Below are 24,375 nucleotides of genomic sequence, written 5' to 3' on the forward strand. Positions count from 1 at the left end.
CGGTCCGCCCCCCTTCGGGGCGCCTCAGTGACCCAGCACTCCGAGTGCCTGTCCCACCACCGGCACCGCCCCCAGCGACCGGGCCTCCGCGACCGGGGCCGTCAGCATCCGGGTGCCCACCGGCTTGAAGTCGGCGACCTGGGTGCCCACTCCGTTGTCCAGGGGGTCCACGCCCGTCCCCGCCAGCGGATTGGGCTTCAGGCCCGCCAGCGGGCCCGTGACATGGCCCACCGTGTCGGTGACGGCCGTGAGGCCCGTCTGGGGGTCGATCCTGCCGAGGGAGGTCGGGCGCCACGGCATGTCCAGGGCCCGGGCGGTGTCGGCGTGGGCCGTCGCCGCGCCCGCGCCCAGGGCTGCTCCGGCGGTCGCGAGAGCGATCAGGGCGCGCTGCGCGACGGGGTGCTGGGAAGAGGTGTGTCGGGCCATCGCTGGGTGCCGCCTTCTGGTGCGCAGGGTAATGCTGTCGACACGTAGGGTAGTTGAGGCGGGAGTCACGCTCAAAAGCCGACCCGCGGGGTCGGCAGGCGACTCGCCGTACGTCAAACTGGTGTTCCGTGAGCATTCATCCCCCGGTCCCCGCCCGTGTCGTGCTGCTGTGCGGCCCCTCGGGCTCGGGCAAGTCCCTCGTCGCCGCCCGTTCCGGGCTCCCCGTCCTGCGTCTGGACGACTTCTACAAGGAGGCCGACGACCCGACTCTGCCCCTGGTGGAGGGGAGTTCGGACATCGACTGGGACCACCCGGAGTCGTGGGACGCGGACGTCGCGGTCGAGGCCATCGCCCGGCTGTGCGCGACCGGTTCGACGACGGTGCCGGTGTACGACATCGCACTGAGCGCCCGTACGGGCGAGGACACGCTGCACATCGGCCGTACCCCGCTGTTCATCGCGGAGGGCATCTTCGCCGCGGAGATCGTCGAGCGCTGCCGGGAGCGGGGCGTGCTCGCGGACGCGCTGTGTCTGACCCGCGGGCCGGTCGTCACCTTCCGCCGACGGTTCCTGCGGGACCTGAAGGAGGGCCGCAAGTCGGTGTCGTTCCTGCTGCGCCGGGGCTGGCGGCTGATGCGCGCGGAGCGGTCCATCGTCGCCCGCCAGGTGTCGCTGGGCGCCCGTCCGTGCGACCGCGACGAGGCGCTGGGGCGGCTGGCGGCAGCGGCGGCGGGGCGGCAGGACCGGCAGCGGACGGTCGCATAGGAGCCGTGGAGGCCAAGGGCCTCCACGGCGCGCAAAAGCGGGACTGGACAGGCCCCCCGGCCCTCCAGTCCCGCTCCTCGCTCCCCCGGTTTCCCCCGTGTCCCCCTCGGGCCACCCCCCCCGTGGCCCCGGCCTTCAGGCGACCAGTTCGCCGAAGGCGTTCTCCTCGTCACGGCCGAAGCTGAGGACCTCGTCCTCGCGCAGTCGGCGAAGCGACCGCCAGATGCTGGACTTCACCGTGCCGACGCTGATGCCGAGGATGCTCGCGATCTCCGGGTCCGTACGGCCCTCGTAGTAGCGCAGGACCAGCATGGTGCGCTGGAGCTCGGGCAGCCGGGCCAGGGCCTGCCACAGGACCGCGCGCAGTTCGGTGCCGCGCATCGCGTCCGTGTCGGAGGCCGTCTCCGGAAGTTCCTCGGTCGGGTACTCGTTCAGCTTGCGCCGGCGCCACGCGCTGATGTGCAGGTTCGTCATGGTGCGGCGGAGGTAGCCCCCCACCGCGGCCTTGTCGCTGATCCGGTCCCACGCCCTGTACGTCGAGAACAGTGCGCTCTGCAGCAGGTCCTCGGCCTCGAAGCGGTCGCCGGTCAGGTGGTACGCGGTGGCGTACAGGGAAGCGCCACGCTCCTGGACGTAGGCGGTGAACTCCGCCTCCGTCAGGGAACGGCGCTGCTCCCCCGATTCCTCCCTGTACGCGCTTCCCCCGTGCGTCTCCCCCGTGTGCGCGTCAACCACCGCCATGTACGCGGTGTGCTGACGCCCGGTACCGCGAGCGCACCCCCGCCCTCCCCCGCGCTCGAACGCGCTCGCGCGGGAGGGACCCCCCTCGGCACCGGACTTCTCGGAACCCCGGTGCGCGTTCACGTCGTGCAGGCGCGTGATCACTGCGCTGGTGCTGATGCTGTGCAGCGTGTTCATCTCGCGCTCCCCGTCGTGTACTTCCGGCGATTCGGTCTTCCCCGGGCCGGCTGCGGCTCCCCCGTCCGGCCCGTGCCCAAAAGACTGCCGGGGTGACTTCATGGCCGTGTCCGCCGACTGTCACAGACCTGTCACAGGGGCGAGTCCCGGCGTCGTCACAGGAAGTGCACAGATGGTGGCGGTAGGGAGGGCCCGGCGCCCACGGGTCGTACGACGGCCCGTCCATGGGCCAGAATGAGCCCGTGCCTTCCCTGTTGCTGATCGAGGACGACGACGCCATCCGCACGGCCCTGGAGCTCTCCCTGACGCGCCAGGGCCACCGGGTGGCGACCGCTGCCAGCGGTGAGGACGGTCTGAAGCTGCTGCGTGAGCAGCGGCCCGACCTGATCGTGCTGGACGTGATGCTGCCCGGTATCGACGGCTTCGAGGTGTGCCGGCGCATCCGGCGCACCGACCAGCTGCCGATCATCCTGCTGACCGCGCGCAGTGACGACATCGACGTGGTGGTCGGCCTGGAGTCCGGCGCCGACGACTACGTGGTCAAGCCGGTGCAGGGCCGGGTGCTGGACGCCCGGATCCGGGCCGTGCTGCGGCGCGGGGAGCGCGAGTCCAGCGACTCGGCGACGTTCGGCAACCTCGTCATCGACCGGTCGGCGATGACCGTGACGAAGAACGGCGAGGATCTCCAGCTGACCCCGACCGAGCTCAGGCTCCTCCTGGAGCTGAGCCGGCGGCCCGGTCAGGCACTCTCCCGCCAGCAGCTGCTGCGGCTGGTGTGGGAGCACGACTATCTCGGAGACTCGCGCCTCGTGGACGCCTGTGTGCAGCGGCTGCGCGCCAAGGTCGAGGACGTGCCGTCGTCCCCGACCCTGATCCGGACCGTCCGTGGGGTCGGATACCGCCTGGACGCGCCTCAGTGACCGACACGCAAGGGGGGCTGCGCGGCTGGTCCGCGCGGCGCAAGGGAAGTGTGTCGCGGCTGAGGTTCACCAGTCTCCGGCTCCGGCTGGTCGTCGTCTTCGCGCTGGTGGCCCTGACGGCCGCCGTCTCGGCGTCCGGCATCGCCTACTGGCTGAACCGGGAGGCGGTGCTCACCCGGGCCCAGGACGCGGTGCTGCACGACTTCCGGCAGGAGATGCAGAACCGCGCGGGCGCCCTGCCCGCGCACCCCAGTCAGGCCCAACTCCAGCACGCGGCGGGCCAGATGGCGGCCGGCAGCCAGCACTTCAGCGTGCTCCTGGTCGGCCAGGGCGCCGACGGCAGACCGGTGTACGGCAACTCGGGCGGGATCAACGGCTTCTCGCTGGAGGACGTGCCCGCATCGCTGCGCGCCGCCGTGAACAAGCGGCAGAAGGTCACCGGCACCAACACGGAGCCGTACCACCTGTACTGGCAGCGGGTCGTGGAGCACGGCACGCCCTATCTGGTGGCCGGTACGCGCGTGATCGGCGGCGGCCCGACCGGCTACATGGCCAAGTCTCTGGAGCCGGAGGCGAAGGACCTCAATTCGCTGGCCTGGTCGCTGGGCATCGCCACCGGGCTGGCACTGATCGGTGCCGCGCTGCTCGCGCAGGCCGCCGCGACGACCGTGCTGAAGCCGGTCCACCGGCTGGGGGTGGCCGCGCGGCGGCTCGGTGAGGGCAGGCTGGACACGCGGCTGCGGGTGTCGGGGACCGACGAACTCGCCGATCTGTCCCGCACGTTCAACAACGCGGCCGAGGCGCTGGAGAAGCGGGTCGCGGAGATGGCCGCCAGGGACGAGGCCTCGCGCCGGTTCGTCGCCGACATGAGCCATGAGCTGCGCACCCCGCTGACCGCCATCACCGCCGTGACGGAGGTGCTGGAGGAGGAGCTGGACTCCGAGACCGGCGGCATCGACCCGATGATCGAGCCCGCGGTACGGCTCGTGGTCAGCGAGACCCGGCGGCTGAACGACCTGGTCGAGAACCTGATGGAGGTCACCCGCTTCGACGCGGGCACCGCCCGGCTGGTCCTGGACGACGTCGACATCGCCGACCAGATCACCGCCTGCATCGACGCCCGGGCCTGGCTGGACGCGGTCGAGCTGGACGCCGAGCGCGGCATCCACGCCCGGCTCGACCCGCGCCGGCTGGACGTCATCCTCGCCAACCTGATCGGCAACGCGCTCAAGCACGGCGGGTCGCCGGTGCGGGTGTCGGTGCGGGTGGCCGACGAGGAGATCGTGATCCAGGTCCGCGACCACGGGCCCGGCATCCCCGAGGACGTCCTGCCGCACGTCTTCGACCGCTTCTACAAGGCGAGCGCCTCCCGGCCGCGCTCCGAGGGCAGCGGGCTCGGCCTGTCCATCGCCATGGAGAACGCCCACATCCACGGCGGCGAGATCACGGCCGCCAACTCGCCCGACGGCGGCGCGGTGTTCACCCTGCGGCTGCCGCGGGACGCCTCCCGGCTGACGGAAGAGGCCGACGACACGACGAGGAACGACACGTCCGACAGCGACGACGGTCCCGGAAAGGAGGGGTCATGACCGTACGACGCCCGGCCGTACGCCACCTGCTGGCGCTGCCCCTCCTGGGCCTGCTGCTCACCGGCTGCGGCATCCGCGCCACCGAGGTGCCGACCGACTTCGGGGCGGCGCCGTCCCGGGTGCCGTGCTCGCTGGCCGGGCCCGACCTGGCCACGCAGTCCGCGCAGGGCGTGCCGGTGCAGGTCTTCCTGCTCTGCGGGGCGTCCCTGGTGGCAGTCGACCGGACGGTCCGCGTCCCGGAGGGCACCCCGGACGCCCGCCGCCGGGTGATCGTGGCCCAGGGCCTGCTGGACCAGCTCGCCGCGTCCCCGTCCGCCGCCGAGCGCTCGGCGGGCTATACGACGTACGTGCCGGGCGGTGTGACGGTGCGCGGCCCCGGCCCCGGGGAGCCCGAGGACGCCCTGCGCCTGAGCACGGCCCCGTCCCGGCTCACCGCCTACGCGCTGGCCCAGCTGGTGTGCACCCTCTCCGACTCGGCGGCCACGGAAGGCGACGGCTCGGTCGTCCTGGGCGGCCCGGACGGCCGCCCCCTGCGCCGCTACGCGTGCACGGACGGCGTCCGCGACCGTCCGGGCAGCACGACACCGCCGTCCAGCGAGGTCGAGGGCGGATAGCGGGCCCCGCACGGCCGCGGACCCGGTGGGCGCCTGCCCGGAACCGATCGTGTCCGGTCGCGCGTCTAGGGGTGTGTGCAGCGTCAAGGCTCCATCGGCGGCGGCAGCGCCGCGATCCACGTCCGGCTGACAGGGGGTGTCCTCCTCGTCGCCCATCTCGCCCTCGTCGCCTGGCTGATGCTGCGGCCCCTGGACGTCCCCTGGGTGACGCCCCCCAACCTGCACCCCCTCGCCGGCATCCGGGCCGACCTGGCCCTGGGCTGGCCGCAGGCCGCGAGACCCCTCGGCGAGGGCCTGGCCCTGCTCGCCCCGCTGGGCGTGCTGCTGCCGACGGCCCACGGCAGGCTCGACGCCTCCCCGCTCGGCTCGCTGATCCGCACGACCGCCTCGGGCGCCCTGACCTCCACCGGCATCGCCCTGCTGCAGACCGGCGTGCCCGGCAGGGTGGTGGACGTCGACTCGCTGCTCCTGAACACCGCGGGCGTCGCACTGGCCCACCTGGCCGTCGTACCGGCGGCCCGCGCCTGGCTGCGCCGCCGGGACGCGAGGCCGGCCGGCCCTGCGCAGGCGTCCGTCACCGTGCCGGGGGAGCTGCCTCAGGGTCGTACCCCGACGATTCCCAGGGTCGGGATCGCCCCGTAGAGCGACGCTTCGCCCGCTTCGTGTCCCTACCGTGGAAGACAGACGGAAGACAGTCGAGGGACGCCAGCGGGGCGCCCCGAGCCCGGCTCCCGAGCGAGCCGACGACCACGGAGGAGCCGCCATGTCCGCCCTTGCCCGCCCCACCCACGGCCGCATGATCGGCGGCGTCTGTGCCGCGCTGGCACGGCGTTTCGGCACCTCCGCGACGACGATGCGGGTGATCTTCCTGCTCTCCTGCCTGCTGCCCGGCCCGCAGTTCCTGGTCTACATAGCGCTGTGGATCCTGCTGCCGTCCGAGGACAGGGCGCGCACCGCCTGGTGAGGTCTCGCGCCTGAACGCCGCTGGGGCGCCCCGGAGCAGTCCGGGGCGCCCCAGCGGCGCGTCGTACGGCCGTACGCCTCGGTCGGCGGCGTCAGCCGAGCGGGATCCCGTTCACCGGCACACCGTGCGTGGGCAGGCCCGTGTTGTGCAGCGGCAGTCCGCCGAGCAGCCCGGCGACCGGCGCGGTCGGGCCCTTGGCGAGCACGTTCTGGACGGCCGGCTGCGCGGCGGCCAGCCCGGAGCCCACGGCACCCTGCCCCTGGGTGAGGGCCTGGGTGGCGCCCGGCACCGCCCTGGAGACGTTCTCGGCCGGCAGCGTCCGGGCGACGGCGCCCAGGGCCTGCGTGGCCTGGCCGGCGTCCGGGACGGCCGGGGCCGCGTTGGCCGCGCCCGCGCCGACGGCGGCGAAGGCGGCACCGAGGGCGGCGACACCGAGGGTCTTGGCAGCAGACTGCTTCATGGTGAATGCGTCCTTGAACTTGAATGCGGAGACGGACATCACAAACGATCCGAGCGGTCCACGACCGTAAACATGCCGGACCGGCCGCCGCAAACACCGAAATGCGGACGCCTTGTGAAAGCGCGTCCGCATTCCGGTCCTCGACCTGAGGTGCGCTCAACCCTTGGAATCGACAGAACCGCTGGTCGAGGCCGTCTGCTGGAACAGCCATTCGGCTTTCAGTTCTGCATATCCGGGCTTGATGACGTCATTGATCATGGCGAGTCGTTCATCGAAAGGAATGAACGCTGATTTCATCGCATTGACGGAGAACCACTGCATGTCGTCGAGCGTGTAACCGAACACTTCGACGAGATGCTCGAATTCCTGGCTCATGGTCGTGTGCGACATCAGCCGGTTGTCGGTGTTCACGGTGGCCCGGAAGTGCAGCCGGCGCAGCAGCCCGATGGGGTGCTCGGCATAGGAGGACGCCGCCCCGGTCTGGAGGTTGGAGCTGGGGCACAGCTCCAACGGGATCCGCTTGTCCCGGACGTACGAAGCGAGCCGCCCGAGTGAGACGGAGCCGTCCTCGTGGACCTCGATGTCGTCGATGATCCGCACCCCGTGGCCCAGCCGGTCGGCGCCGCACCACTGCAGCGCCTGCCAGATGGACGGCAGCCCGAAGGCCTCGCCGGCGTGGATGGTGAAGTGGTTGTTCTCGCGCTTGAGGTACTCGAACGCGTCCAGGTGGCGGGTGGGCGGGTAGCCGGCCTCGGCACCGGCGATGTCGAAGCCGACCACGCCCGAGTCCCGGTAGCGGTTGGCGAGTTCGGCGATCTCCAGGGAGCGTGCCGCGTGCCGCATGGCGGTGAGCAGCGCGCCCACCCGGATCCGGTGCCCGTTCTGCCGGGCCAGCCGCTCGCCCTGCCGGAACCCCTCGTTGACGGCCTCGACGACCTCCTCGAGGGCGAGCCCCTGGTCGAGGTGCTGCTCCGGGGCGTACCGCACCTCGGCGTAGACGACCCCGTCCTCGGCGAGGTCCTCGGCGCACTCGCGGGCGACCCGGACGAGCGCCTCCCGGGTCTGCATCACGCCGACGGTGTGCCGGAAGGTCTCCAGATACCGTTCCAGCGAGCCGGAGTCGGCGGCCTCGCGGAACCAGATGCCCAGCTTGTCGGGGTCCGTCTCCGGAAGGTCGGAGTAGCCGGTCGCCCGGGCGAGTTCGACGACGGTGCCCGGGCGGAGCCCGCCGTCGAGGTGATCGTGCAGCAGAACCTTGGGCGCCCGGCGGATCTGGTCCGGCGTCGGCATGTGCGCCGGGACGGTCGCCGGAGCGGTCCCGGTCCGTGCGGTCTGGCTCGTCATCTCCGCACTGTAACTCCTACGCGCGTAGAGAACCCGGTGAACGCGGCAGCTCTTTCACAGCACTTTTCCGGCGCTTTCCCGTCGATACGCAACGGTGACCGCGAGGACGGGTTTCGTCCACCGCCTCTTCTGACACTGTTCTGTCATGGGACAGCAAGCGACACCGGTCCGAACGGCCGGGCTGGGGAAGGCAGTCGGACCGGTGCCGACGGCGGTCAGCGGAGCGGTGCTGCTGCTCCCCGGCGGGGAGGAGGTCTCCGCCCGCAGGCCCTCCCCCGTGCGGACGGCGTTCGCCCTGCGTTCCCTGGGCCGCAGGCTCGCCCGCGCGGGCCGGGCGGAGGGGCTCGCCGTCCATCCCGTCCACTACCGGTACCGGGGCTGGAACGGCAGCGAGGCGCATCTGGCGGCGGACGCCGAGTGGGCGGCCGACGAGGTCGTACGGCGGTACGGGGACGTTCCCGTGTGCCTGGTCGGGGTGGACATGGGCGGCCGGGCGGCGCTGCGGGCCGGCGGGCACGAGGCCGTCAACTCCGTGGTCGCGCTCGCTCCCTGGCTGCCGGAGGACGATGTCGCCGCGCCCGCCGAGCCGGTGAGACAGCTCGCGGGGCGGCGGGTGCTGATCGTGCACGGTACGAATGACGAGCGGACCGATCCCGAACTGTCGTTCCGGTTCGCGGCGCGGGCGAAGAAGGCGAACCGGGAGGTGTGCCGGTTCGAAGTGCACTCCGACGGACACGGGTTGTACGGGCACCGGGACGAGGTCGCTTCCCTGGCCGTCGACTTCATGATGGGCGCGTTGTTCGGGCACTCCGTGTCCCGCCCCGTCGAGGACGCGCTTGCGGCTCCGCCGCCCATCGGGTTGCGGATGCCGTTGGCGGCGGGGTTCGGGAAGACTTTGAAGCGGTAGGACTCGGGGCCGCTCGTCACGCCGGGAGCAGGTTGCCCCTTCTGGAGAGCAGGAACTTCTTGAAGGCTGCCACCGGTGGGGTGTCCGGGCGGTCGGCCGGCCAGGCGACGCCGATCTCCCGTACGGCCCGCGGGGCGGTGACCGTCAGCTCCACGACCCCCGGCCTCGGGACCGTCGGCGGGGGCAGGAGGGCCACCCCCAGGCCGGCCGCCACCAGACCCCTCAGGGTTTCCGCTTCCTCTCCCTCGAAGGCGACCTTGGGGCGGAAGCCGGCCTCGCGGCACAGGGAGTCGAAGATGCGGCGCAGGCCGTAGCCGGGTTCCAGGGTGACGAAGGTCTCCTCGGCGGCCTCGGCCAGGCGGATGCGGCGGCGGGCGGCCAGGCGGTGGTCGGCGGGGACGACCAGGCGGAGTTTCTGCTCGTCCAGGCGGCGGGCGACCAGGTCCGGGGCCTCCGGGACCGGGGAGGTCAGGCAGAGGTCCAGTTCCCCCGCCCGCAGCCGCTCCAGCATCGCCTCGCCGTAGTTCTGGACCAGACTGAAACGGACGCGCGGATGGTCCTCGCGGAAGGCGTGCAGCAGACCGGGTACCGTCTCGGCGCCCATGGTGTGCAGGAAGCCGAAGGCGACCTTCCCGGTGGCCGGGTCCGCGTCGGCGCGCACCTCCTCGGCAGCCCGCTCGATCTCTGCGAGGGCGCGTTCGACGGAGGCGAGGAAGGTGCGGCCGGCCGGGGTCAGGGAGACGGTGCGGCCGTGCCGGGCGAACAGGTCGACGCCCATGTCCTGCTCCAGGCGGGCCATCGCACGGGAGAGGGTGGACTGGGGGACGTTCATCTCCAGGGCGGCCCGGGTGACGTGCTCGGTGCGGGCCACGCCGGCGAAGTACGCAAGGCGCGGCGCCAGCACCCTTGACATCCCGGACATGTCTTCTGTGTCACTGCTCGGTGACAGGCGGGCCTGTGAGCTTCGCTGATGCGTCATGGGAACGATTATGACGATTCCATGCATTGGACGGATCAGACGTGCCGTACATACCGTCGAGCCATGTCTCCCGCCAGTACCGGGGCGTCCACCAGCGTGGGCGCCGTCACGTCCGTCACCGCCGCCGACTCCACCGCAGACTCCCGTATGACTCCGGGCGGCCCCGGCTACCGCCGGATGAGCCTCGCCCTCTTCCTCGCCGGAGTCGCGACCTTCGCCCTGCTGTACTCCACGCAGGCCCTGCTCCCGCTCATCTCCGGGGAGTTCGGGGTCGCGGCGAGCGAGGCGAGCTGGACCGTGTCGGCCGCGACCGGCGGGCTCGCCCTGTTGGTGCTGCCGATGAGCGCCCTGTCGGAGCGCTTCGGCCGCCGTACGGTGATGACGGCCTCGCTGGCCGTCGCGGTGAGCGTCGGGCTGCTGGTGCCGTTCGCGCCGTCCCTGGGCGTGCTGGTGGTGCTGCGGGCGGTGCAGGGCGCGGCGCTCGCCGGGCTGCCCGCCTCCGCGCAGGCCTATCTGGCCGAGGAGGTCCGGCCGAGGGCGCTGGTGACGGCGATCGGCCTGTTCGTCGCGGGCAACAGCGTCGGCGGCATGAGCGGCCGGGTGATCACCGGCTGGGTGGCCCAGGAGTGGGGCTGGCGGGTCGCGGTCGGCGTGATCGGCGTGGTCGCGGTGGTCTGCACGGCCGCCTTCCGGCTGCTGCTGCCGGTTCCGCGGCACTTCACGGCGGGCTCACTGCGGCCCCGCGTGCTGCTCGGCACGGTCCGCGACCACCTCTCCGACCCGCTGCTGCGGCGCCTGTACGCGATCGGAGCGCTGTTCATGACGGTGTTCGGCGGTGTGTACACGGTGATCGGCTACCGGCTGACGGGTGCGCCGTTCGGGCTGCCGCAGGGCATCATCGGCTCGATCTTCCTCGTCTACCTGGTGGGTACGGTGTCGGCGTCCACGGCGGGCGGGCTCGTGGGGCGGTTCGGCCGCCGGGGCGCGCTGTACCTTGCGGGCGGTACGACGACGGCGGGCCTGCTGCTGTCCCTGGCCCCCTCGCTGCCGCTGGTCCTGCTCGGCCTGGTGCTGATCACGGCGGGCTTCTTCGCGGGCCACGCGGTCGCGTCGTCGGCGGTCAGCAGGACGGCCACCGAGGGCCGCGCGCAGGCCTCGGCGCTGTACCAGTCCATGTACTACGTGGGCTCCAGCGTCGGCAGCACGGTCGGCGCGACGGCGTTCCACGCACAGGGCTGGGCCGGCACGGTGGAGGTCGGTCTGCTGGCGGTCGTGGGGGTCGTCACCCTCACGGTGCTCGGCTCGGTGGCGGCCCGGCGCACGGTCCCGGCGCACGCCCACTGAGCCGCGCCCGCCCCTCACCTGCGCGTCTGCGAGCTCCCGGGGCCGTTGTCAGTCCCCTGCGGTAGCTTCCCCCGTAGGCGCGAAGGAGCGCCCATGGGACGGCCACAGGGGTGGGTGGACGATGGGAAACGGCACCGCGACGGCGGACCTCGACGTCGCACTGGAGAGGCACCGGACCGAGCTGACCGGTTACTGCTACCGGATGCTCGGCTCCTCCTTCGAGGCCGAGGACGCGGTGCAGGACACCCTGGTGCGCGCCTGGCGGAGCTACGACACCTTCGAGGGCCGCTCCAGTCTCCGCTCGTGGCTGTACCGGATCGCGACGAACGTGTGCCTGGACATGCTGGCGGCGGGCAACAAGCGGGCGCGGCCGATGGACCTGACCGAGTCGACCCCGCTCGCCCGGGCCGCGCTGGCGCCCCGGCCGGACAACACCTGGCTGGAGCCGGTCCCGGACGCGCGCGTGCTGCCGACGGTGGGCGACCCGGCGGAGGCCGCCGTGGCGAAGGAGTCGATCCGGCTGGCGTTCATGGCGGCGCTGCAGCGCCTGCCGCCCAAGCAGCGGGCGGTGCTGATCCTGCGCGAGGTGCTGGCGTGGAAGGCGAGCGAGGTCGCCGAACTGCTGGGCACGTCGGTCGCCTCGGTCAACAGCGCGCTGCAGCGGGCGCGTGCCACGCTCGCCGAGCGGGACCCGGGCTCCGAGGGCGCGGTGTCCGACCCGCTGGACGAGGAGCAGCAGAAACTCCTCGAGCGCTATGTCACAGCCTTCGAGGGGTACGACATGACGGCGCTGACCGCGTTGCTGCACGAGGACGCCGTCATGACGATGCCGCCGTTCGACCTGTGGCTGCGCGGCCCGGCCGACATCACCGGGTTCATGTCCACGCTCGGCGCCTCCTGCGCCGGCTCCCGGCTGCTGCCGGTGCGGGTCAACGGCCTGCCGGGGTTCGCGCACTACAAGCCGGACCCGGAGCAGGGCGGCTTCGCCCCCTGGGCCGTACAGGTGCTGGAGCTGTCAGACGACCGGATCACCGGTTTCCACTGCTTCCTCGACACCAGGCGCTGGTTCCCGCTGTTCGAGCTGCCGCTCCGTCTGGAAGCGGAGCCCGACGAGGTCGAGAAGGGCGTGTAGGGCGGGATCGGGGTCCCGCAGCCGGATCCGCCCGCCGGCCCGGCGGGCGGCCAGCTCCAGCCGGGCCAGCAGGTCCACGACCGCCAGTCCCGGTGGCCCGAGCCCGCCCACGTCGCACACGACGACCCCGCCCCCGTCGCCCAGCAGCAGCCGCACGCGGTCGCACAGCCCCGCCACCTCGTCCCGGGTGACGGGGCCGGCCGGCACGAGCACAGCGGGTTCGTCGGCGTTCACGTGCGGTAGACCGACGGGCCGGGAGGAACTCATCGGTGCCGCGGCGCGCCTTCGGGCGCGGGCAGGATCAGGCGATACGCTCCAGGACCACCGGGGACGGGGTGAAGTCGGTGTCCGGGGCGATGTCGTAGGAGCCCTCCACCGCCTCCAGCGCGTACCCGAAGCGCTCCGGGGCGTCGGTGTGCAGCGTCAGCAGGGGCTGGCCCTCGGTCACCGTGTCGCCCGGCTTGGCGTGCATCTCGACGCCCGCCGCGGCCTGCACCGGGTCCTCCTTGCGGGCGCGGCCGGCGCCCAGGCGCCAGGCGGCGATGCCGATGTCGTAGGCGTCCAGGCGGGTCAGCACGCCGGACGCCGGCGCCTTCACCACGTGCTGTTCCTTCGAGGTGGGCAGTTCGACGTCCGGGTCGCCGCCCTGTGCCGCGATCATCCGGCGCCAGACGTCCATCGCCGAGCCGTCGGCCAGCGCCTTCGCGGGGTCGGCGTCCTTCACACCGGCCGCGTCCAGCATTTCGCGGGCCAGGGCGAGCGTCAGTTCCACCACGTCCGCCGGGCCGCCGCCCGCCAGGACCTCCACCGACTCGCGGACCTCCAGGGCGTTGCCCGCCGTGAGGCCCAGGGGGGTGGACATGTCGGTCAGGAGGGCCACGGTCCGCACGCCGTGGTCGGTGCCGAGGCCGACCATCGTGCTCGCCAGTTCGCGGGCGTCCTCGATCGTCTTCATGAAGGCGCCCGTGCCGACCTTCACGTCCAGGACCAGGCTGCCCGTGCCCTCGGCGATCTTCTTCGACATGATCGAGGAGGCGATGAGCGGGATCGCCTCGACGGTACCGGTCACGTCCCGCAGGGCGTAGAGCTTCTTGTCCGCCGGGGCCAGGCCGTCGCCCGCGGCACAGATCACCGCGCCGGTCCCCTCCAGCACGGACAGCATCTCCTCGTTGGAGAGCAGGGCACGCCAGCCCGGGATCGACTCCAGCTTGTCGAGCGTGCCGCCGGTGTGGCCGAGGCCCCGGCCCGAGAGTTGCGGGACGGCGGCGCCGCAGGCGGCCACGAGCGGCGCCAGGGGAAGGGTGATCTTGTCGCCGACGCCGCCCGTGGAGTGCTTGTCGGCGGTCGGGCGGGACAGCGACGAGAAGTCCATGCGCTCGCCGGAGGCGATCATGGCGGCCGTCCAGCGGGCGATCTCACGGCGGTTCATGCCGTTGAGCAGGATCGCCATGGCGAGCGCGGACATCTGCTCGTCGGCGACCTCCCCGCGGGTGTACGCGTCGATGACCCAGTCGATCTGCTCGTCGGTCAGCTCGCCGCGGTCCCGCTTCGTGCGGATCACGGAGATGGCGTCCATGGCCATGGCGGGTGTGGTTCCTTCCGGGAGGTGCGAAGTGCGCGGCCCCCCTGCGAGCGGGGCAGGGGGGCCGTACGGGGGTTACGAGGAGAGGTGCCCGGGCCCGAAGGCCTGGGGCAGCATCTCCGAGAGGGGAAGGACGCCCTGCGGGGTGTCCAGGAGGAGGTCCGGGCCGCCGAACTCGTACAGCAGCTGGCGGCAGCGGCCGCACGGGACGAGCAGGCCGCCGGTGCCGTCCACGCAGGTGAAGTGCGTCAGCCGGCCCCCGCCGGTGCGCTGCAGGTCGGAGACCAGGCCGCACTCGGCGCACAGGCCGAGGCCGTAGGAGGCGTTCTCCACGTTGCAGCCGGTGACCGTGCGACCGTCGTCGACCCGGGCCGCCACGCCGACCGGGAAGCCGGAGTAGGGGGCGTACGCGTGGGACATCGCCTCGCGCGCCACCGCGCGCAGCGCCTCCCAGTCGAAGCCGACCGTGTCCCGGGTCACTTGCCCTGGCCCTTCCGGTAGCGCATGCCGTCCGCCTTGGGCATCCGCAGGCGCTGCGCCGACAGGGACAGCACCAGCAGGGTGACGACGTACGGGGTGGCACCCACGAAGTCGCTCGGGACCTCGTCGGTGACCAGGTACCAGACCAGCACCAGCGCGGCCACCAGGAGGCTGACCCCGCCCTGCCACAGGGTCTTGCGGTACAGCTTCCAGCCGGCCAGGGCGACCAGCAGGATGACCAGCAGGAGCAGCAGCGCGTGCACGGTCGTGCCGCCGTTGCGCAGCTGGAGGGCGTCGGAGTAGCCGAACAGTCCCGCGCCCATCGCGAGGCCGCCCGGACGCCAGTTGCCGAAGATCATCGCCGCGAGGCCGATGTAGCCGCGGCCACCGGTCTGGCCCTCCAGGTAGGTGTGCGAGGTGACCAGCGCCAGGAAGGCGCCGCCGAGGCCCGCGAGGCCGCCGGAGACGGCGACGGCCGCGTACTTGTAGGTGTAGACGTTGACGCCGAGCGACTCGGCCGCGACCGGGTTCTCGCCGCAGGACCGCAGCCGCAGGCCGAACGGGGTGCGCCAGAGCAGCCACCAGCTGCCGACGAACAGCACCGCGGCCAGGATCGTGATCACGGACAGGTTGGTGATCAGACCGCCGATGATGCCGGCGAGGTCGGAGACCAGGAACCAGTGGTGCTTCTCGATCGAGGCGAGGCCGTCGGACAGGCCGGGCACGGTGACCTGCGGCAGCGAGTCCACGGGCGGGGACTGCTTGGGGTTGCCGCCCGCGTTCGCCGCCGCGCCGTTGGTGAAGAAGAGCTTGGCGAGGTACTGGGTGGCGCCGAGTGCGAGCAGGTTGATCGCGACACCGGAGACGATGTGGTCGACGCCGAAGGTGACGGTGGCCACGGCGTGCACCAGGCCGCCGAGGACACCGAAGCCGATGCCGCACAGCAGGCCGAGCCAGGGGCTGGACTGCCAGCCGACCCAGCCGGCGCCGAAGGTGCCGAGGATCATCATGCCCTCGAGGCCGATGTTGACCACGCCGGACCGCTCGGACCACAGGCCGGCGAGGCCGGCGAGGCCGATCGGCACGGCGAGACCGAGCGCGGCGCCGACCTGGCCGGCGGAGTCGAGCTGGTCCGAACCGGTGATCACGCGGACCGCGGCCAGGAGCAGCAGCGCGCCCGCGACGAGCAGGAGGCCCTGGCCGAAGGAGCGGCCCGAGCGCTGCGGCGCGCCCGCCGCCTTGGGCGCCGCGGGCGGCGGCGCGTCGGTCATCGTGGCAGTCATCACGCCACCTCCTGCTTCGTCGTCGGGGCGGCGGCCTGGGCCGCGAGTTCGGCGCCGACCTTCTGCTGCTGGCGCTTGAGGCCGTAGCGCCGTACGACCTCGTAGGCGATCACGACGCACAGGACGATCACGCCCTGGATGACGCCGAGGATCTCCTTGTCGTAGCCCTGGAACTCCAGGTGGTTGGTGGTGCGCTCCAGGAAGCCCCAGAGCAGGGCGCCGAGCGCGATGCCGACCGGATGGTTGCGGCCGAGCAACGCGATGGCGATGCCGGTGAAGCCGATGCCGACCGGGAAGTCGTTGCTGAACGCGTACGAGTCGTTGAGCAGGGTGGGCATGCCGATGAGACCGGCCACCGCACCGGAGATGATCATGCTGGTGGCGACCATCTTCTTCACCGACACACCGCTCGCGGAGGCCGCGCTCTCGGACTGGCCGACGGTGCGCAGGTCGAAGCCGAAGCGGGTGCGGCCGAGCACGAACCAGTACGCCACGCCGACGATCGCGGCGATGAAGATGAAGCCCCACAGCTCGCCGGCGGGGCCGGTGTTGATGCTGAAGAAGTACGAGGACGACGGCAGCGGCTTGGTGGAGACGACGGTGCCGCCCTGTTCCAGCTCGGCCAGCTTCCCGGGCTGCAGCAGGTAGGCGATGATCGCGGTGGCGATCGAGTTCAGCATGATGGTCGAGATGACCTCGCTGACGCCCCGGGTCACCTTGAGGATGCCGGCGATGGCCGCCCACACGGCGCCGGTCGCCATGGCGCACAACAGGATCAGGATGATGGAGAGCCAGCCGGGCGTGCTCAGCGCACCGCCGAGGACGGCGGCGAAGAACGCGGCGAGCCGGTACTGGCCGTCGACACCGATGTTGAACAGGTTCATCCGGAAGCCGATGGCCACCGAGACACCCGCCAGGTAGTACGTGGTCGCCTTGTTCAGGATGTAGACCTGGCTGTCGCTGGCGAAGCCGTAGGTCACCATGTCGCTGAACGCGTCGCCGGGGTTCTTGCCGGTCGCGAGGATCACCAGGGCGGTGACGACGAGCGCGGCGACGACCGCCAGCACCGGCGCGGCGAGGCCGAGGAGCAGCCGCTCCTTGTCGATCCGTGAGGTCAGCTTGTTCATCGCTCGTCGTCCTCTGTGTGCTCCAGGTGGCCGGTGGCCGCACCCGTCATGGCGGAGCCCAGCTCTTCGGGGGTGATGGTGGCGGGGTCGGCGTCGGCGACCAGGCGGCCGCGGTACATCACCCGCAGGGTGTCGGAGAGCCCGATCAGCTCGTCCAGGTCCGCGGAGATCAGCAGCACCGCCAGGCCCGCGCGGCGGGCCTCGCGGATGTGGTCCCAGATGGCCGCCTGGGCGCCGACGTCCACGCCTCGGGTGGGGTGGGCGGCTATGAGCAGCTTGGGGTCGTGGCTCATCTCACGGCCGACGATCAGCTTCTGCTGGTTGCCGCCGGACAGCGAGGCCGCGGTCACGTCGATGCCGGGGGTGCGGACGTCGTACGCGCGCACGATCCGCCCGGTGTCGGCGCGGGCCGCCTTGATGTCGAGGAGCTGGCCGCGCGCGTTGGGCTTTTCGGTGACGTGGCCGAGGATGCGGTTCTCCCACAGCGGGGCTTCCAGCAGCAGGCCGTGGCGGTGGCGGTCCTCGGGGATGTAGCCGATGCCGGCCTCGCGGCGGTCGCGGGTGGCGGTGTGGGAGATGTCGGTGCCGTCGAGCGTGACGACGCCGGCGTCCGGCTGGCGCATGCCCATGATCGCCTCGACCAGCTCGGACTGGCCGTTGCCCTCCACGCCGGCGATGCCCAGGACCTCGCCCTTGTGGATGGTGAATGAGATCTGGTCCAGGATGATCCGCTCGATGCCCTCGAGGTCGGTCTGCGCGAGGTGCAGCCCCTCCACCTTGAGCATGGGGACGTCCGTGACGGTGGACTCCTCGGTCTCCGGGGTGGGCAGTTCGCTGCCGACCATCAGCTCGGCGAGTTGCTTGGGGGTGGTGCCGCGGGGCGCGACCGTGCCGACGGTGGTGCCGCGCCGGATGACGGTGATCTCGTCGGCGACCGACAGCACCTCGCCCAGTTTGTGGGAGATGAAGATGACGGTGAGGCCCTCGGACTTCAGATCGCGCAGGTTGTCGAAGAGCGCGTCCACCTCCTGCGGCACGAGCACGGCGGTCGGCTCGTCGAGGATGAGGGTCTTGGCGCCGCGGTAGAGGACCTTGAGGATCTCCACACGCTGGCGGTCGGCGACGCCCAGCTCCTCCACCAGCACGTCCGGGCGGACGTTCAGGCCGTACGCGTCGGAGATCTCCTTGATCCTCGCGCGGGCCTTGTTCCCGATGCCGTACAGCTTCTCCGCGCCGAGGACGACGTTCTCCAGCACGGTGAGGTTGTCGGCGAGCATGAAGTGCTGGTGCACCATGCCGATGCCGCGGGCGATGGCGTCGCCGGGGTTGTGGAAGACGACCTGTTCGCCGCCCACGGTGATGGTGCCCTCGTCCGGCTGCTGCATGCCGTAGAGGATCTTCATGAGGGTGGACTTGCCGGCGCCGTTCTCACCGCACAGGGCGTGGACGGTGCCCGTGCGGACCGTGATGTCGATGTCGCGGTTGGCGACGACGCCGGGGAAGCGCTTGGTGATGCCGCGCAGTTCGACGGCAGCGGGAGGGCTGGACGCGTTGATGGCGCACTCTCCTCGGGGAAAGGGGCTGCGGGGGGAGGTGGCGGGCGTCGGCGACGCTAGCGCGGCAACTCAGCGCTACACGCGTAGAGTTGACACATTGTTATGGCTCGGCGGGGGGCTGGAGGAAGCCGCCCCCACGCCGAGCCTCAGGTCCCGCGGTGCGGCCGGACCGCCTGGTCGGCGGCCGGCCGCACCGGTGGGGTCACGGGGTCGTCTTGACCTTGATCTGGCCGTCGACGATCTTCTTCTTCGCGGCGTCCAGCTTGGGCTGGATGTCGCTGATGAAGCCGCCGCTGGTGGCCAGCGAGACGCCGTTCTTGGCGAGCGAGTAGACGTTGTTGCCGGTCAGCGGCTTGCCGTCGTGGACGGACTTGATGAAGTCGTACACGCCGACGTCGACGTTCTTGACCATGGAGGTCAGGATCGAGTTCTTGTACTTGGCCAGACCCGGGATGTTGTACTGGTCCGAGTCCACACCGATGGCCCAGGCACCCTTGGTGCCGCTGACGGCCTCGATCGCGCCGTTGCCGGAGGAGCCGGCGGCCGAGTAGACCACGTCGGCGCCGTTGTCCAGCATGCCCTGCGCGGCCTCCTTGCCCTTGTCGGGGCTGGAGAAGCCGGACAGGTCGGTGCCGTGGCTCAGGTACTGGACGTCGACCTTCACCTTCGGGTTGGTGTCGTGGACGCCCTGGACGTAACCCGCCTCGAACTTCTTGATCAGCGGGGTGTCGACCCCGCCGACGAAGCCGACGTGGTCCTTCTTGGTCTTCAGCGCGGCGGCCACACCGGCGAGGTAGGAACCCTGCTCCTCGGTGAAGGTGATGCTGTCGGCGTTCGGCGCGTTCACGACCGAGTCGACGATGCCGAAGCTGGTCTTCGGGAACTGCTTCGCGATCTTGTCGACGGCCGAGGCGTAGGAGAAACCGACCGCCACGATCGGGTTGTAGCCGGCCTGCGCCAGGTCCGACAGCCGCTGCTCGCGGTCGGCCTCGGTGTCGGAGGTCTTGGCGGTCAGCTCCTTGATGGAACCGCCGAACTCCTTCTCGGCCTTGTCGGCGCCGCGCGCGGCGGAGTCGTTGAAGGAACGGTCACCACGGCCGCCGACGTCGTAGGCGAGGCCGATCTTGATGCCCTTGCCGCCGCCCGCGGAGGCGGAGGAGGAGGCGTTGTTGTCGGAGGACGTGCTGCCACACGCGGTGGCAGTCAGTGCGAGGGCTGCGGTGGCGGCACACGCAGCGGAAAGCTTGGCTACCCGGCGCACGGGAGGCTCCTTCACCTGACCTGAGCGCCGTGTCGGCGCTTGATGTGAGCACCATGCCGGTGCTCGAGCCGAAACGCCCCGGCGGCGTCGGCTTCGCGGCATCGTAACGCGCGTAGATGTCGCAAAAAACCCCCCCTCGAAGCCGTTATCGATTCGAGGCAAACAGCGTCTGAACTCGCGCTCTCGACTCGTCGCGCGCCTGTGTTGCGGAGCGTGCACGAATGGCTTACGACTGTGTTGCGCCGGTCGGCGGGGCCGCCCCCGGGCCCCGGGCCCCGCCTCGGGGCGCGATCCAGGGGCCCCACAGGGGGCCGGGACCTCAGCCCTGTGATCCGTTGGGCTCCAGGAAGGCCGCCGCCGTGAACATCTCCACACCGACCGTGATGGCGTGCTCGTCGGCGTCGAAGTCGCCCTGGTGGAGATCGCGTACGATCCGCTCCCCCGGGCGCCGCACGCCGAGGCGGGCCATGGCGCCCGGCACCTGCTCCAGATACCAGGAGAAGTCCTCGCCACCCAGGCTCTGCTCGGTGCCCTCGACGGAGTCCCGGCCGCGACGGGCGGCCATGGCCCGGCGCAGCAGGTCGGTGGACTCGCGGTCGTTCACGACCGGCGGCACCCCGCGCACGTAGGTGATCTCGGACTTGGCGCGGTGCAGGGTGGCGATCTCGTCGATGGCCGCGTGCACGATGTCGGGGGCCTGCCGCCAGGCCTCCAGGTCCAGGCAGCGGACGGTCCCGGACAGCTCGGCGTGCTGCGGGATCACGTTCGGCGCGTGGCCCGACTCGATCCGGCCCCAGGTGAGGGCCAGCCCGGCGCGGGTGTCGACGCGGCGGCCGATCAGCGCGGGCACGTCGACGGCGACACGGGCGGCGGCGGTGACGAGATCGGTGGTCAGGTGCGGTCGGGCGGTGTGCCCGCCGGGCCCGTCGAGGGCGATCTCCAGCCGGTCGCACGCGCTGGTGATCGCCCCGTGCCGCAGCCCGATCTTCCCGGCGTCCACCCTCGGGTCGCAGTGCACGGCGAGGATCCGGCCGACCCCCTTGAGCACCCCTTCCTCGATGGCGTCCAGCGCGCCGCCGGGCAGCACCTCCTCGGCGGGCTGGAAGATCAGCCGTACCGGCCGGGGCAGCAGGCCCTTTGCGTGCAGGTCGGCGAGGACGAGCCCGGTGCCGAGCACGACGGTCGTATGCACGTCATGACCGCAGGCGTGCGCCCGGTCGGGCACGGTCGAGCGGTACGGGCAGTCGTTCTTGGTGTCGGGGATGGGCAGGGCGTCGATGTCCGCGCGCAGCGCGAGCAGCGGTACGGCCGACTGCTCGCCCTCCGCCAGGCCGATGTCGCACACGAGTCCGGTGCCCTTGGCGAGCACCCGGGGCCTAAGCCCGGCCGCCTCCAGCCGCTCCTTGATCGCGGCGGTCGTACGGAACTCCTGATTGCCCAGCTCAGGGTGCATGTGCAGGTCGCGACGGAAGGCGACGAGCTCGGCGTGCAGGGCTTCGCTCAGCACGCCGGGGAGCACATCCCCCGCGAGGCCGGCCTCGGACTCTAGGGACATCAATTGCTTCACCCTCTGAAGGGTAGGACGCCCGGCTGATCAACTACCCCTCGATCAACAAAAGTTCAGCCCGTTAGGGGAATAAAATCTGACCGGCGGACGCATGGCGACGGACACTGATGGGTAGAACCCTGACTTTCCTTCTTCCACGGATACCACGCCTCACTACAGTCACGCTCGCCATGTCCACGAACCGGACTACAACGCGGTCCTCCTCCGGCTAGGGTCCGCATGCGTGACCGACGCGACCGAGAACCTCCTCACCGACGCGAGCGAACCCTTCCTCGACACGACCCGCGCCTCCTACGACGCGATCGCCAAGGAGTACGCCGCGCAGTTCCCCGACGTCCACCCGCATCCCCTGGACCGCACGGTGATCACCGCCTTCGCCGAGCTGGTCACCCGCCACGGCACGGCCCCCGTGGCCGACCTCGGCAGCGGCCCCGGCCACGTCACCGCACTCCTCGACGAGCTGGGTGTGCCCGCCTTCGGCGTCGACCTCTCCCCCGCCATGGTGGCGCTGGCCCGCGAGAGCCACCCCCGGCTGCGCTTCCACATCGGCTCCATGACGTCCCTGGACCTGCCGGACGCCACCCTGGGCGGCATCCTCGCCCTGTACTCGACGATCCACGTCCCCGACGCCCACCTGCCGGCGGCGTTCGCCGAATTCCACCGCACCCTGCAGCCCGGCGGCCACGCCCTCCTCGCCTTCCAGACCTCCGAGGCGCCCGGCCGTCTGCACCTGCCGGAGCGCTTCGGCCACGAGATCGACCTCCAGTACTACTGGCGCACCCCGGAGCAGATCACCGCGTTCCTGACGGACGCCGGCCTGGAGCTGGTGGCGACGATCCGCCGCGAGCCGGCCGGCGAGGAGACCCGGGCCCGCGCCTTCGTCCTGGCCCGCAGACCGGACGCCGAAGTCTGACCCGCTCGTGCCCCGCTGGCCGCTGCAGTCGCACAGGTGCCCCCGCCCGACGGCCGCTGCCCAGTCGCCGCCGGACGGGGGCCCGGAGCCGCTACGCCGGGAGCACCGCCGCCAGCCGGTGCACGTCCCGCGCCGTGCCCGTCACGCCCGACAGGAAGCCCTGGGCGCGTGGCGAGGCGTTCTCCGCGAGCCAGGCCGGGTCGATGTCGCACACCGCGACCCGCACCCCCGTGCCCGCCAGCGCGAGCGGCAGGGTGTGGACGACCGTGGAGGGGAAGCTGAGGATCGTACGGCCGACGGGGCCCCGGCGGGCGATCAGCTCCAGCGGGAGGTCCGGGCGGACGATCTCCAGGCCGGTCTCGGCGGCCAGCCGGTGGAGTTTCTCGGCACTCTCCCGGCGGTGTGCGAAGTAGCGCGTCGCGCCGTGCGTCTTGCACAGGGTGCGGACCGCCTCCAGGTACGCCTCGCCGTCCACAACTCCGGTTTCCACCAGGGACGTTCCCACCATGTCCGCGCCCTTGGAGATGCGCGGCGGCCCGAAGCGGGCCCGGGTCCAGGAGAAGTCGTTCGCGGTGACCGTCACACCCTTCGGGGTCTCCGTCACCGGCATGGAGGAGAAGACCTCCACCCTGCGGTGCGTGCTCGGCGTGAGCCGGCGGCGGGCCGAGGAGGACACCGGGGCGAAGAGCAGGTCCCGCGGCCCGGGGCGGCCGCCCTTGCGGTGCCAGCGCACCAGGCGCTCGCCGCGGGCGAGTTGGGCGACGAACTCCATCGTCGCCGTGCCGTCGTCGACCACGACCAGGTCCTTCGCCCGCGTGATCGTCAGCAGCAGCTGCACATACCGGGAGAACGGGTCTCCCATGACGATCCGGCCGGCCTTGCGCAGCGAGCCCGCGAGGCCGCCGATGGTCGAGAAGGGCGCGGTCGCGCCGCCCCGCGCGTCCTCCCAGCGCACCCGGTACCCCTCGTCCCGGGCCAGGTCCGCCATGCGGCGCAGCTGACCCCGCGTCATGGGGTCGGTCGGGGACAGGACGACGACCGTGAGGTCCGCGCCGGCCGCGGCAGGGTCGCCGGCCACCGTCCGCCGCACCTGCGCCGGCACGGAGGGCAGCGGCTCGGCGCCCGGCAGCGGGTGCGGGTCCGCGCCGCGCAAACCGTGCAGGTGCGCCCACTCCAGCACGTTCAGCAACTGGACGGGGCTCTCCACGAAGGCGAGCGTGCGGGGAGGATGGCCGGTGTGACCGGCGCGGGGGCTCATCGGTGTACGACCGTCCCGTCGTAAGGGGATCAGAACACTCAGACCGTGACCGGCTCGCCCGCCGCGGCCGCGATCTCCGCCTCGGCGACGACACCGGCGACGCGGCGCAGCTTCTTCATCGGGCCCAGCTCGGAGTCGTAGACCTTCTTGACGCCGTCGCCCAGCGAGGCCTCGATCACGCGGATGTCGCGGACCAGGCGCTCCAGGCCCTGCGGCTCGACGGAGGCGGCCTGGTCGGAGCCCCACATGGCGCGGTCGAGGGTGATGTGGCGCTCGACGAACACGGCACCGAGCGCCACCGCGGCGAGCGTGGTCTGCAGGCCGGTCTCGTGCCCGGAGTAGCCGATCGGGACGTTCGGGTACTCCTTCTCCAGCGTGTTGATCACGCGGAGGTTCAGCTCGTCGGCCTTCGCCGGGTAGGTCGAGGTGGCGTGGCACATGAGGATGTTGTCGGAGCCCAGGACCTCGACCGCGTGGCGGATCTGCCTCGGGGTCGACATGCCGGTGGAGAGGATGATCGTGCGGCCGGTGGCGCGCAGGGCGCGCAGCAGCTCGTCGTCGGTCAGGGAAGCGGACGCGACCTTGTGGGCGGGCAGGTCGAACTTCTCCAGGAAGGCGACGGCCTCGGTGTCCCACGGGGATGCGAACCAGTCGATCCCCTTCTCGTTGCAGTACTCGTCGATCTGCCGGTACTCGTCCTCACCGAACTCCACGCGGTGCCGGTAGTCGATGTAGGTCATCCGGCCCCAGGGGGTGTCGCGCTCGATGTCCCACTGGTCGCGCGGGGTGCAGATCTCCGGGGTGCGCTTCTGGAACTTGACCGCGTCGCAGCCGGCCGCCGCGGCCACGTCGATCAGCTTGAACGCGTTCTCCAGCTCACCGTTGTGGTTGATGCCGATCTCGCCGCAGATGTAGACGGGCTCGCCGGGGCCGACCTCGCGGGAACCGAACGTACGCAGACGGGAGTTGGTGCTCATCAGGGAGATG

25 protein-coding genes are annotated in these 24,375 nt (G+C 71.7%); 10 read left to right on the forward strand and 15 right to left on the reverse strand.

The window, feature by feature from the left end; translation table 11 throughout:
- Window positions 1-24: 24 nt before the first annotated feature.
- Window positions 25-426 (reverse strand): hypothetical protein, encoded by a 402-nt coding sequence (locus AC5WRT_RS03255; protein WP_496094611.1) that lies wholly within the window; start codon window positions 424-426, stop codon window positions 25-27.
- Between the two features lie 128 nt (window positions 427-554).
- On the opposite strand from AC5WRT_RS03255, the gene AC5WRT_RS03260 reads away from it, so the two are divergent.
- Window positions 555-1,190: a uridine kinase family protein gene (locus tag AC5WRT_RS03260; RefSeq protein ID WP_496094612.1), complete on the forward strand. Its 636-nt coding sequence runs from the start codon at window positions 555-557 to the stop codon at window positions 1,188-1,190.
- A gap of 135 nt (window positions 1,191-1,325) precedes the next feature.
- Here AC5WRT_RS03260 and AC5WRT_RS03265 read toward each other — a convergent pair whose 3' ends face one another.
- Window positions 1,326-2,108 (reverse strand): SigE family RNA polymerase sigma factor, encoded by a 783-nt coding sequence (locus AC5WRT_RS03265; protein WP_496099906.1) that lies wholly within the window; start codon window positions 2,106-2,108, stop codon window positions 1,326-1,328.
- Window positions 2,109-2,350: 242 nt separating this feature from the next.
- Here AC5WRT_RS03265 and afsQ1 point away from each other — a divergent pair, with 242 nt between their 5' ends.
- The 5 genes from afsQ1 (at window position 2,351) to AC5WRT_RS03290 (ending at window position 6,195) form a co-directional block, all read left to right on the forward strand.
- The gene (afsQ1, locus tag AC5WRT_RS03270; RefSeq protein ID WP_106980762.1) at window positions 2,351-3,028 is read left to right on the forward strand and encodes a two-component system response regulator AfsQ1; all 678 of its coding nucleotides are present in this window, start codon (window positions 2,351-2,353) and stop codon (window positions 3,026-3,028) included.
- A complete protein-coding gene (locus AC5WRT_RS03275) occupies window positions 3,025-4,617 on the forward strand; it encodes a sensor histidine kinase (protein ID WP_496094614.1) in 1,593 nt (530 codons plus the stop codon). Before afsQ1 ends, AC5WRT_RS03275 begins: the two co-directional genes overlap by 4 nt.
- Window positions 4,614-5,231, forward strand: a complete 618-nt coding sequence (locus tag AC5WRT_RS03280; protein WP_496094615.1) for a hypothetical protein — start codon at window positions 4,614-4,616, stop codon at window positions 5,229-5,231. The genes AC5WRT_RS03275 and AC5WRT_RS03280 overlap by 4 nt, the downstream gene beginning before the upstream one ends.
- Before the next feature lie 75 nt (window positions 5,232-5,306).
- Entirely contained in the window at window positions 5,307-5,873 is a 567-nt protein-coding gene (locus AC5WRT_RS03285; RefSeq protein ID WP_496094616.1) for a VanZ family protein, read from the forward strand.
- A 121-nt stretch (window positions 5,874-5,994) separates the two neighbouring features.
- Window positions 5,995-6,195: a PspC domain-containing protein gene (locus AC5WRT_RS03290; protein ID WP_496094617.1), complete on the forward strand. Its 201-nt coding sequence runs from the start codon at window positions 5,995-5,997 to the stop codon at window positions 6,193-6,195.
- Between the two features lie 91 nt (window positions 6,196-6,286).
- On the opposite strand, the gene AC5WRT_RS03295 is transcribed toward AC5WRT_RS03290, so the two are convergent.
- Both AC5WRT_RS03295 and AC5WRT_RS03300 read right to left on the reverse strand, forming a co-directional pair.
- On the reverse strand, window positions 6,287-6,655 hold the full coding sequence (locus tag AC5WRT_RS03295) for an ATP-binding protein (RefSeq protein WP_496094618.1): 369 nt from the start codon (window positions 6,653-6,655) through the stop codon (window positions 6,287-6,289).
- Between the two features lie 156 nt (window positions 6,656-6,811).
- On the reverse strand, window positions 6,812-7,999 hold the full coding sequence (locus AC5WRT_RS03300; protein WP_496094619.1) for an adenosine deaminase: 1,188 nt from the start codon (window positions 7,997-7,999) through the stop codon (window positions 6,812-6,814).
- Window positions 8,000-8,144: 145 nt separating this feature from the next.
- On the opposite strand from AC5WRT_RS03300, the gene AC5WRT_RS03305 reads away from it, so the two are divergent.
- The gene (locus AC5WRT_RS03305; protein ID WP_496094620.1) at window positions 8,145-8,906 is read left to right on the forward strand and encodes a prolyl oligopeptidase family serine peptidase; all 762 of its coding nucleotides are present in this window, start codon (window positions 8,145-8,147) and stop codon (window positions 8,904-8,906) included.
- A gap of 16 nt (window positions 8,907-8,922) precedes the next feature.
- On the opposite strand, the gene AC5WRT_RS03310 is transcribed toward AC5WRT_RS03305, so the two are convergent.
- Window positions 8,923-9,885 (reverse strand): LysR family transcriptional regulator, encoded by a 963-nt coding sequence (locus AC5WRT_RS03310; RefSeq protein WP_496094621.1) that lies wholly within the window; start codon window positions 9,883-9,885, stop codon window positions 8,923-8,925.
- 63 nt (window positions 9,886-9,948) lie between these two features.
- Here AC5WRT_RS03310 and AC5WRT_RS03315 point away from each other — a divergent pair, with 63 nt between their 5' ends.
- Together AC5WRT_RS03315 and AC5WRT_RS03320 are read left to right on the forward strand one after the other, a co-directional pair.
- Window positions 9,949-11,229 carry an MFS transporter gene (locus tag AC5WRT_RS03315; RefSeq protein ID WP_496099907.1) on the forward strand — a complete coding sequence of 427 codons (1,281 nt, stop codon included), beginning with the start codon at window positions 9,949-9,951 and terminating at the stop codon, window positions 11,227-11,229.
- A gap of 121 nt (window positions 11,230-11,350) precedes the next feature.
- Entirely contained in the window at window positions 11,351-12,361 is a 1,011-nt protein-coding gene (locus AC5WRT_RS03320; protein WP_496099908.1) for a sigma-70 family RNA polymerase sigma factor, read from the forward strand.
- Here the strand turns inward: AC5WRT_RS03320 and AC5WRT_RS03325 are convergent.
- The 8 genes from AC5WRT_RS03325 to AC5WRT_RS03360 all read right to left on the reverse strand — a co-directional run bounded on the left by AC5WRT_RS03325 (window position 12,245) and on the right by AC5WRT_RS03360 (window position 21,205).
- A complete protein-coding gene (locus tag AC5WRT_RS03325; RefSeq protein ID WP_496094624.1) occupies window positions 12,245-12,628 on the reverse strand; it encodes an STAS domain-containing protein in 384 nt (127 codons plus the stop codon). The two genes, AC5WRT_RS03320 and AC5WRT_RS03325, sit on opposite strands and share 117 nt — an antisense overlap.
- Before the next feature lie 34 nt (window positions 12,629-12,662).
- Window positions 12,663-13,943, reverse strand: a complete 1,281-nt coding sequence (locus AC5WRT_RS03330; RefSeq protein ID WP_496099909.1) for a thymidine phosphorylase — start codon at window positions 13,941-13,943, stop codon at window positions 12,663-12,665.
- A 75-nt stretch (window positions 13,944-14,018) separates the two neighbouring features.
- Window positions 14,019-14,423, reverse strand: coding sequence for a cytidine deaminase (locus tag AC5WRT_RS03335; RefSeq protein ID WP_496094626.1), 405 nt, complete (start codon window positions 14,421-14,423; stop codon window positions 14,019-14,021).
- Window positions 14,420-15,706 carry an ABC transporter permease gene (locus AC5WRT_RS03340; RefSeq protein WP_496094627.1) on the reverse strand — a complete coding sequence of 429 codons (1,287 nt, stop codon included), beginning with the start codon at window positions 15,704-15,706 and terminating at the stop codon, window positions 14,420-14,422. The genes AC5WRT_RS03335 and AC5WRT_RS03340 overlap by 4 nt, the downstream gene beginning before the upstream one ends.
- Window positions 15,706-16,833, reverse strand: coding sequence for an ABC transporter permease (locus AC5WRT_RS03345; protein WP_496094628.1), 1,128 nt, complete (start codon window positions 16,831-16,833; stop codon window positions 15,706-15,708). Before AC5WRT_RS03345 ends, AC5WRT_RS03340 begins: the two co-directional genes overlap by 1 nt.
- A complete protein-coding gene (locus AC5WRT_RS03350; RefSeq protein WP_496099941.1) occupies window positions 16,830-18,356 on the reverse strand; it encodes an ABC transporter ATP-binding protein in 1,527 nt (508 codons plus the stop codon). The genes AC5WRT_RS03345 and AC5WRT_RS03350 overlap by 4 nt, the downstream gene beginning before the upstream one ends.
- 235 nt (window positions 18,357-18,591) lie before the next feature.
- Entirely contained in the window at window positions 18,592-19,650 is a 1,059-nt protein-coding gene (locus AC5WRT_RS03355) for a BMP family lipoprotein (RefSeq protein ID WP_496094629.1), read from the reverse strand.
- 319 nt (window positions 19,651-19,969) lie between these two features.
- Complete coding sequence (locus AC5WRT_RS03360; RefSeq protein ID WP_496094651.1) at window positions 19,970-21,205, reverse strand: amidohydrolase; 1,236 nt, start codon at window positions 21,203-21,205, stop codon at window positions 19,970-19,972.
- 235 nt (window positions 21,206-21,440) lie between these two features.
- On the opposite strand from AC5WRT_RS03360, the gene AC5WRT_RS03365 reads away from it, so the two are divergent.
- The gene (locus AC5WRT_RS03365) at window positions 21,441-22,130 is read left to right on the forward strand and encodes a class I SAM-dependent DNA methyltransferase (protein ID WP_496094630.1); all 690 of its coding nucleotides are present in this window, start codon (window positions 21,441-21,443) and stop codon (window positions 22,128-22,130) included.
- Window positions 22,131-22,221: 91 nt separating this feature from the next.
- Here AC5WRT_RS03365 and AC5WRT_RS03370 read toward each other — a convergent pair whose 3' ends face one another.
- Window positions 22,222-23,388, reverse strand: a complete 1,167-nt coding sequence (locus AC5WRT_RS03370) for a hypothetical protein (protein WP_496094631.1) — start codon at window positions 23,386-23,388, stop codon at window positions 22,222-22,224.
- Window positions 23,389-23,426: 38 nt separating this feature from the next.
- On the reverse strand, window positions 23,427-24,365 hold the full coding sequence (locus tag AC5WRT_RS03375) for an N-acetylneuraminate synthase family protein (protein WP_496094632.1): 939 nt from the start codon (window positions 24,363-24,365) through the stop codon (window positions 23,427-23,429).
- Window positions 24,366-24,375: the final 10 nt, after the last annotated feature.

The sequence above is a fragment of the Streptomyces sp. NTD91 genome (assembly GCF_059510455.1).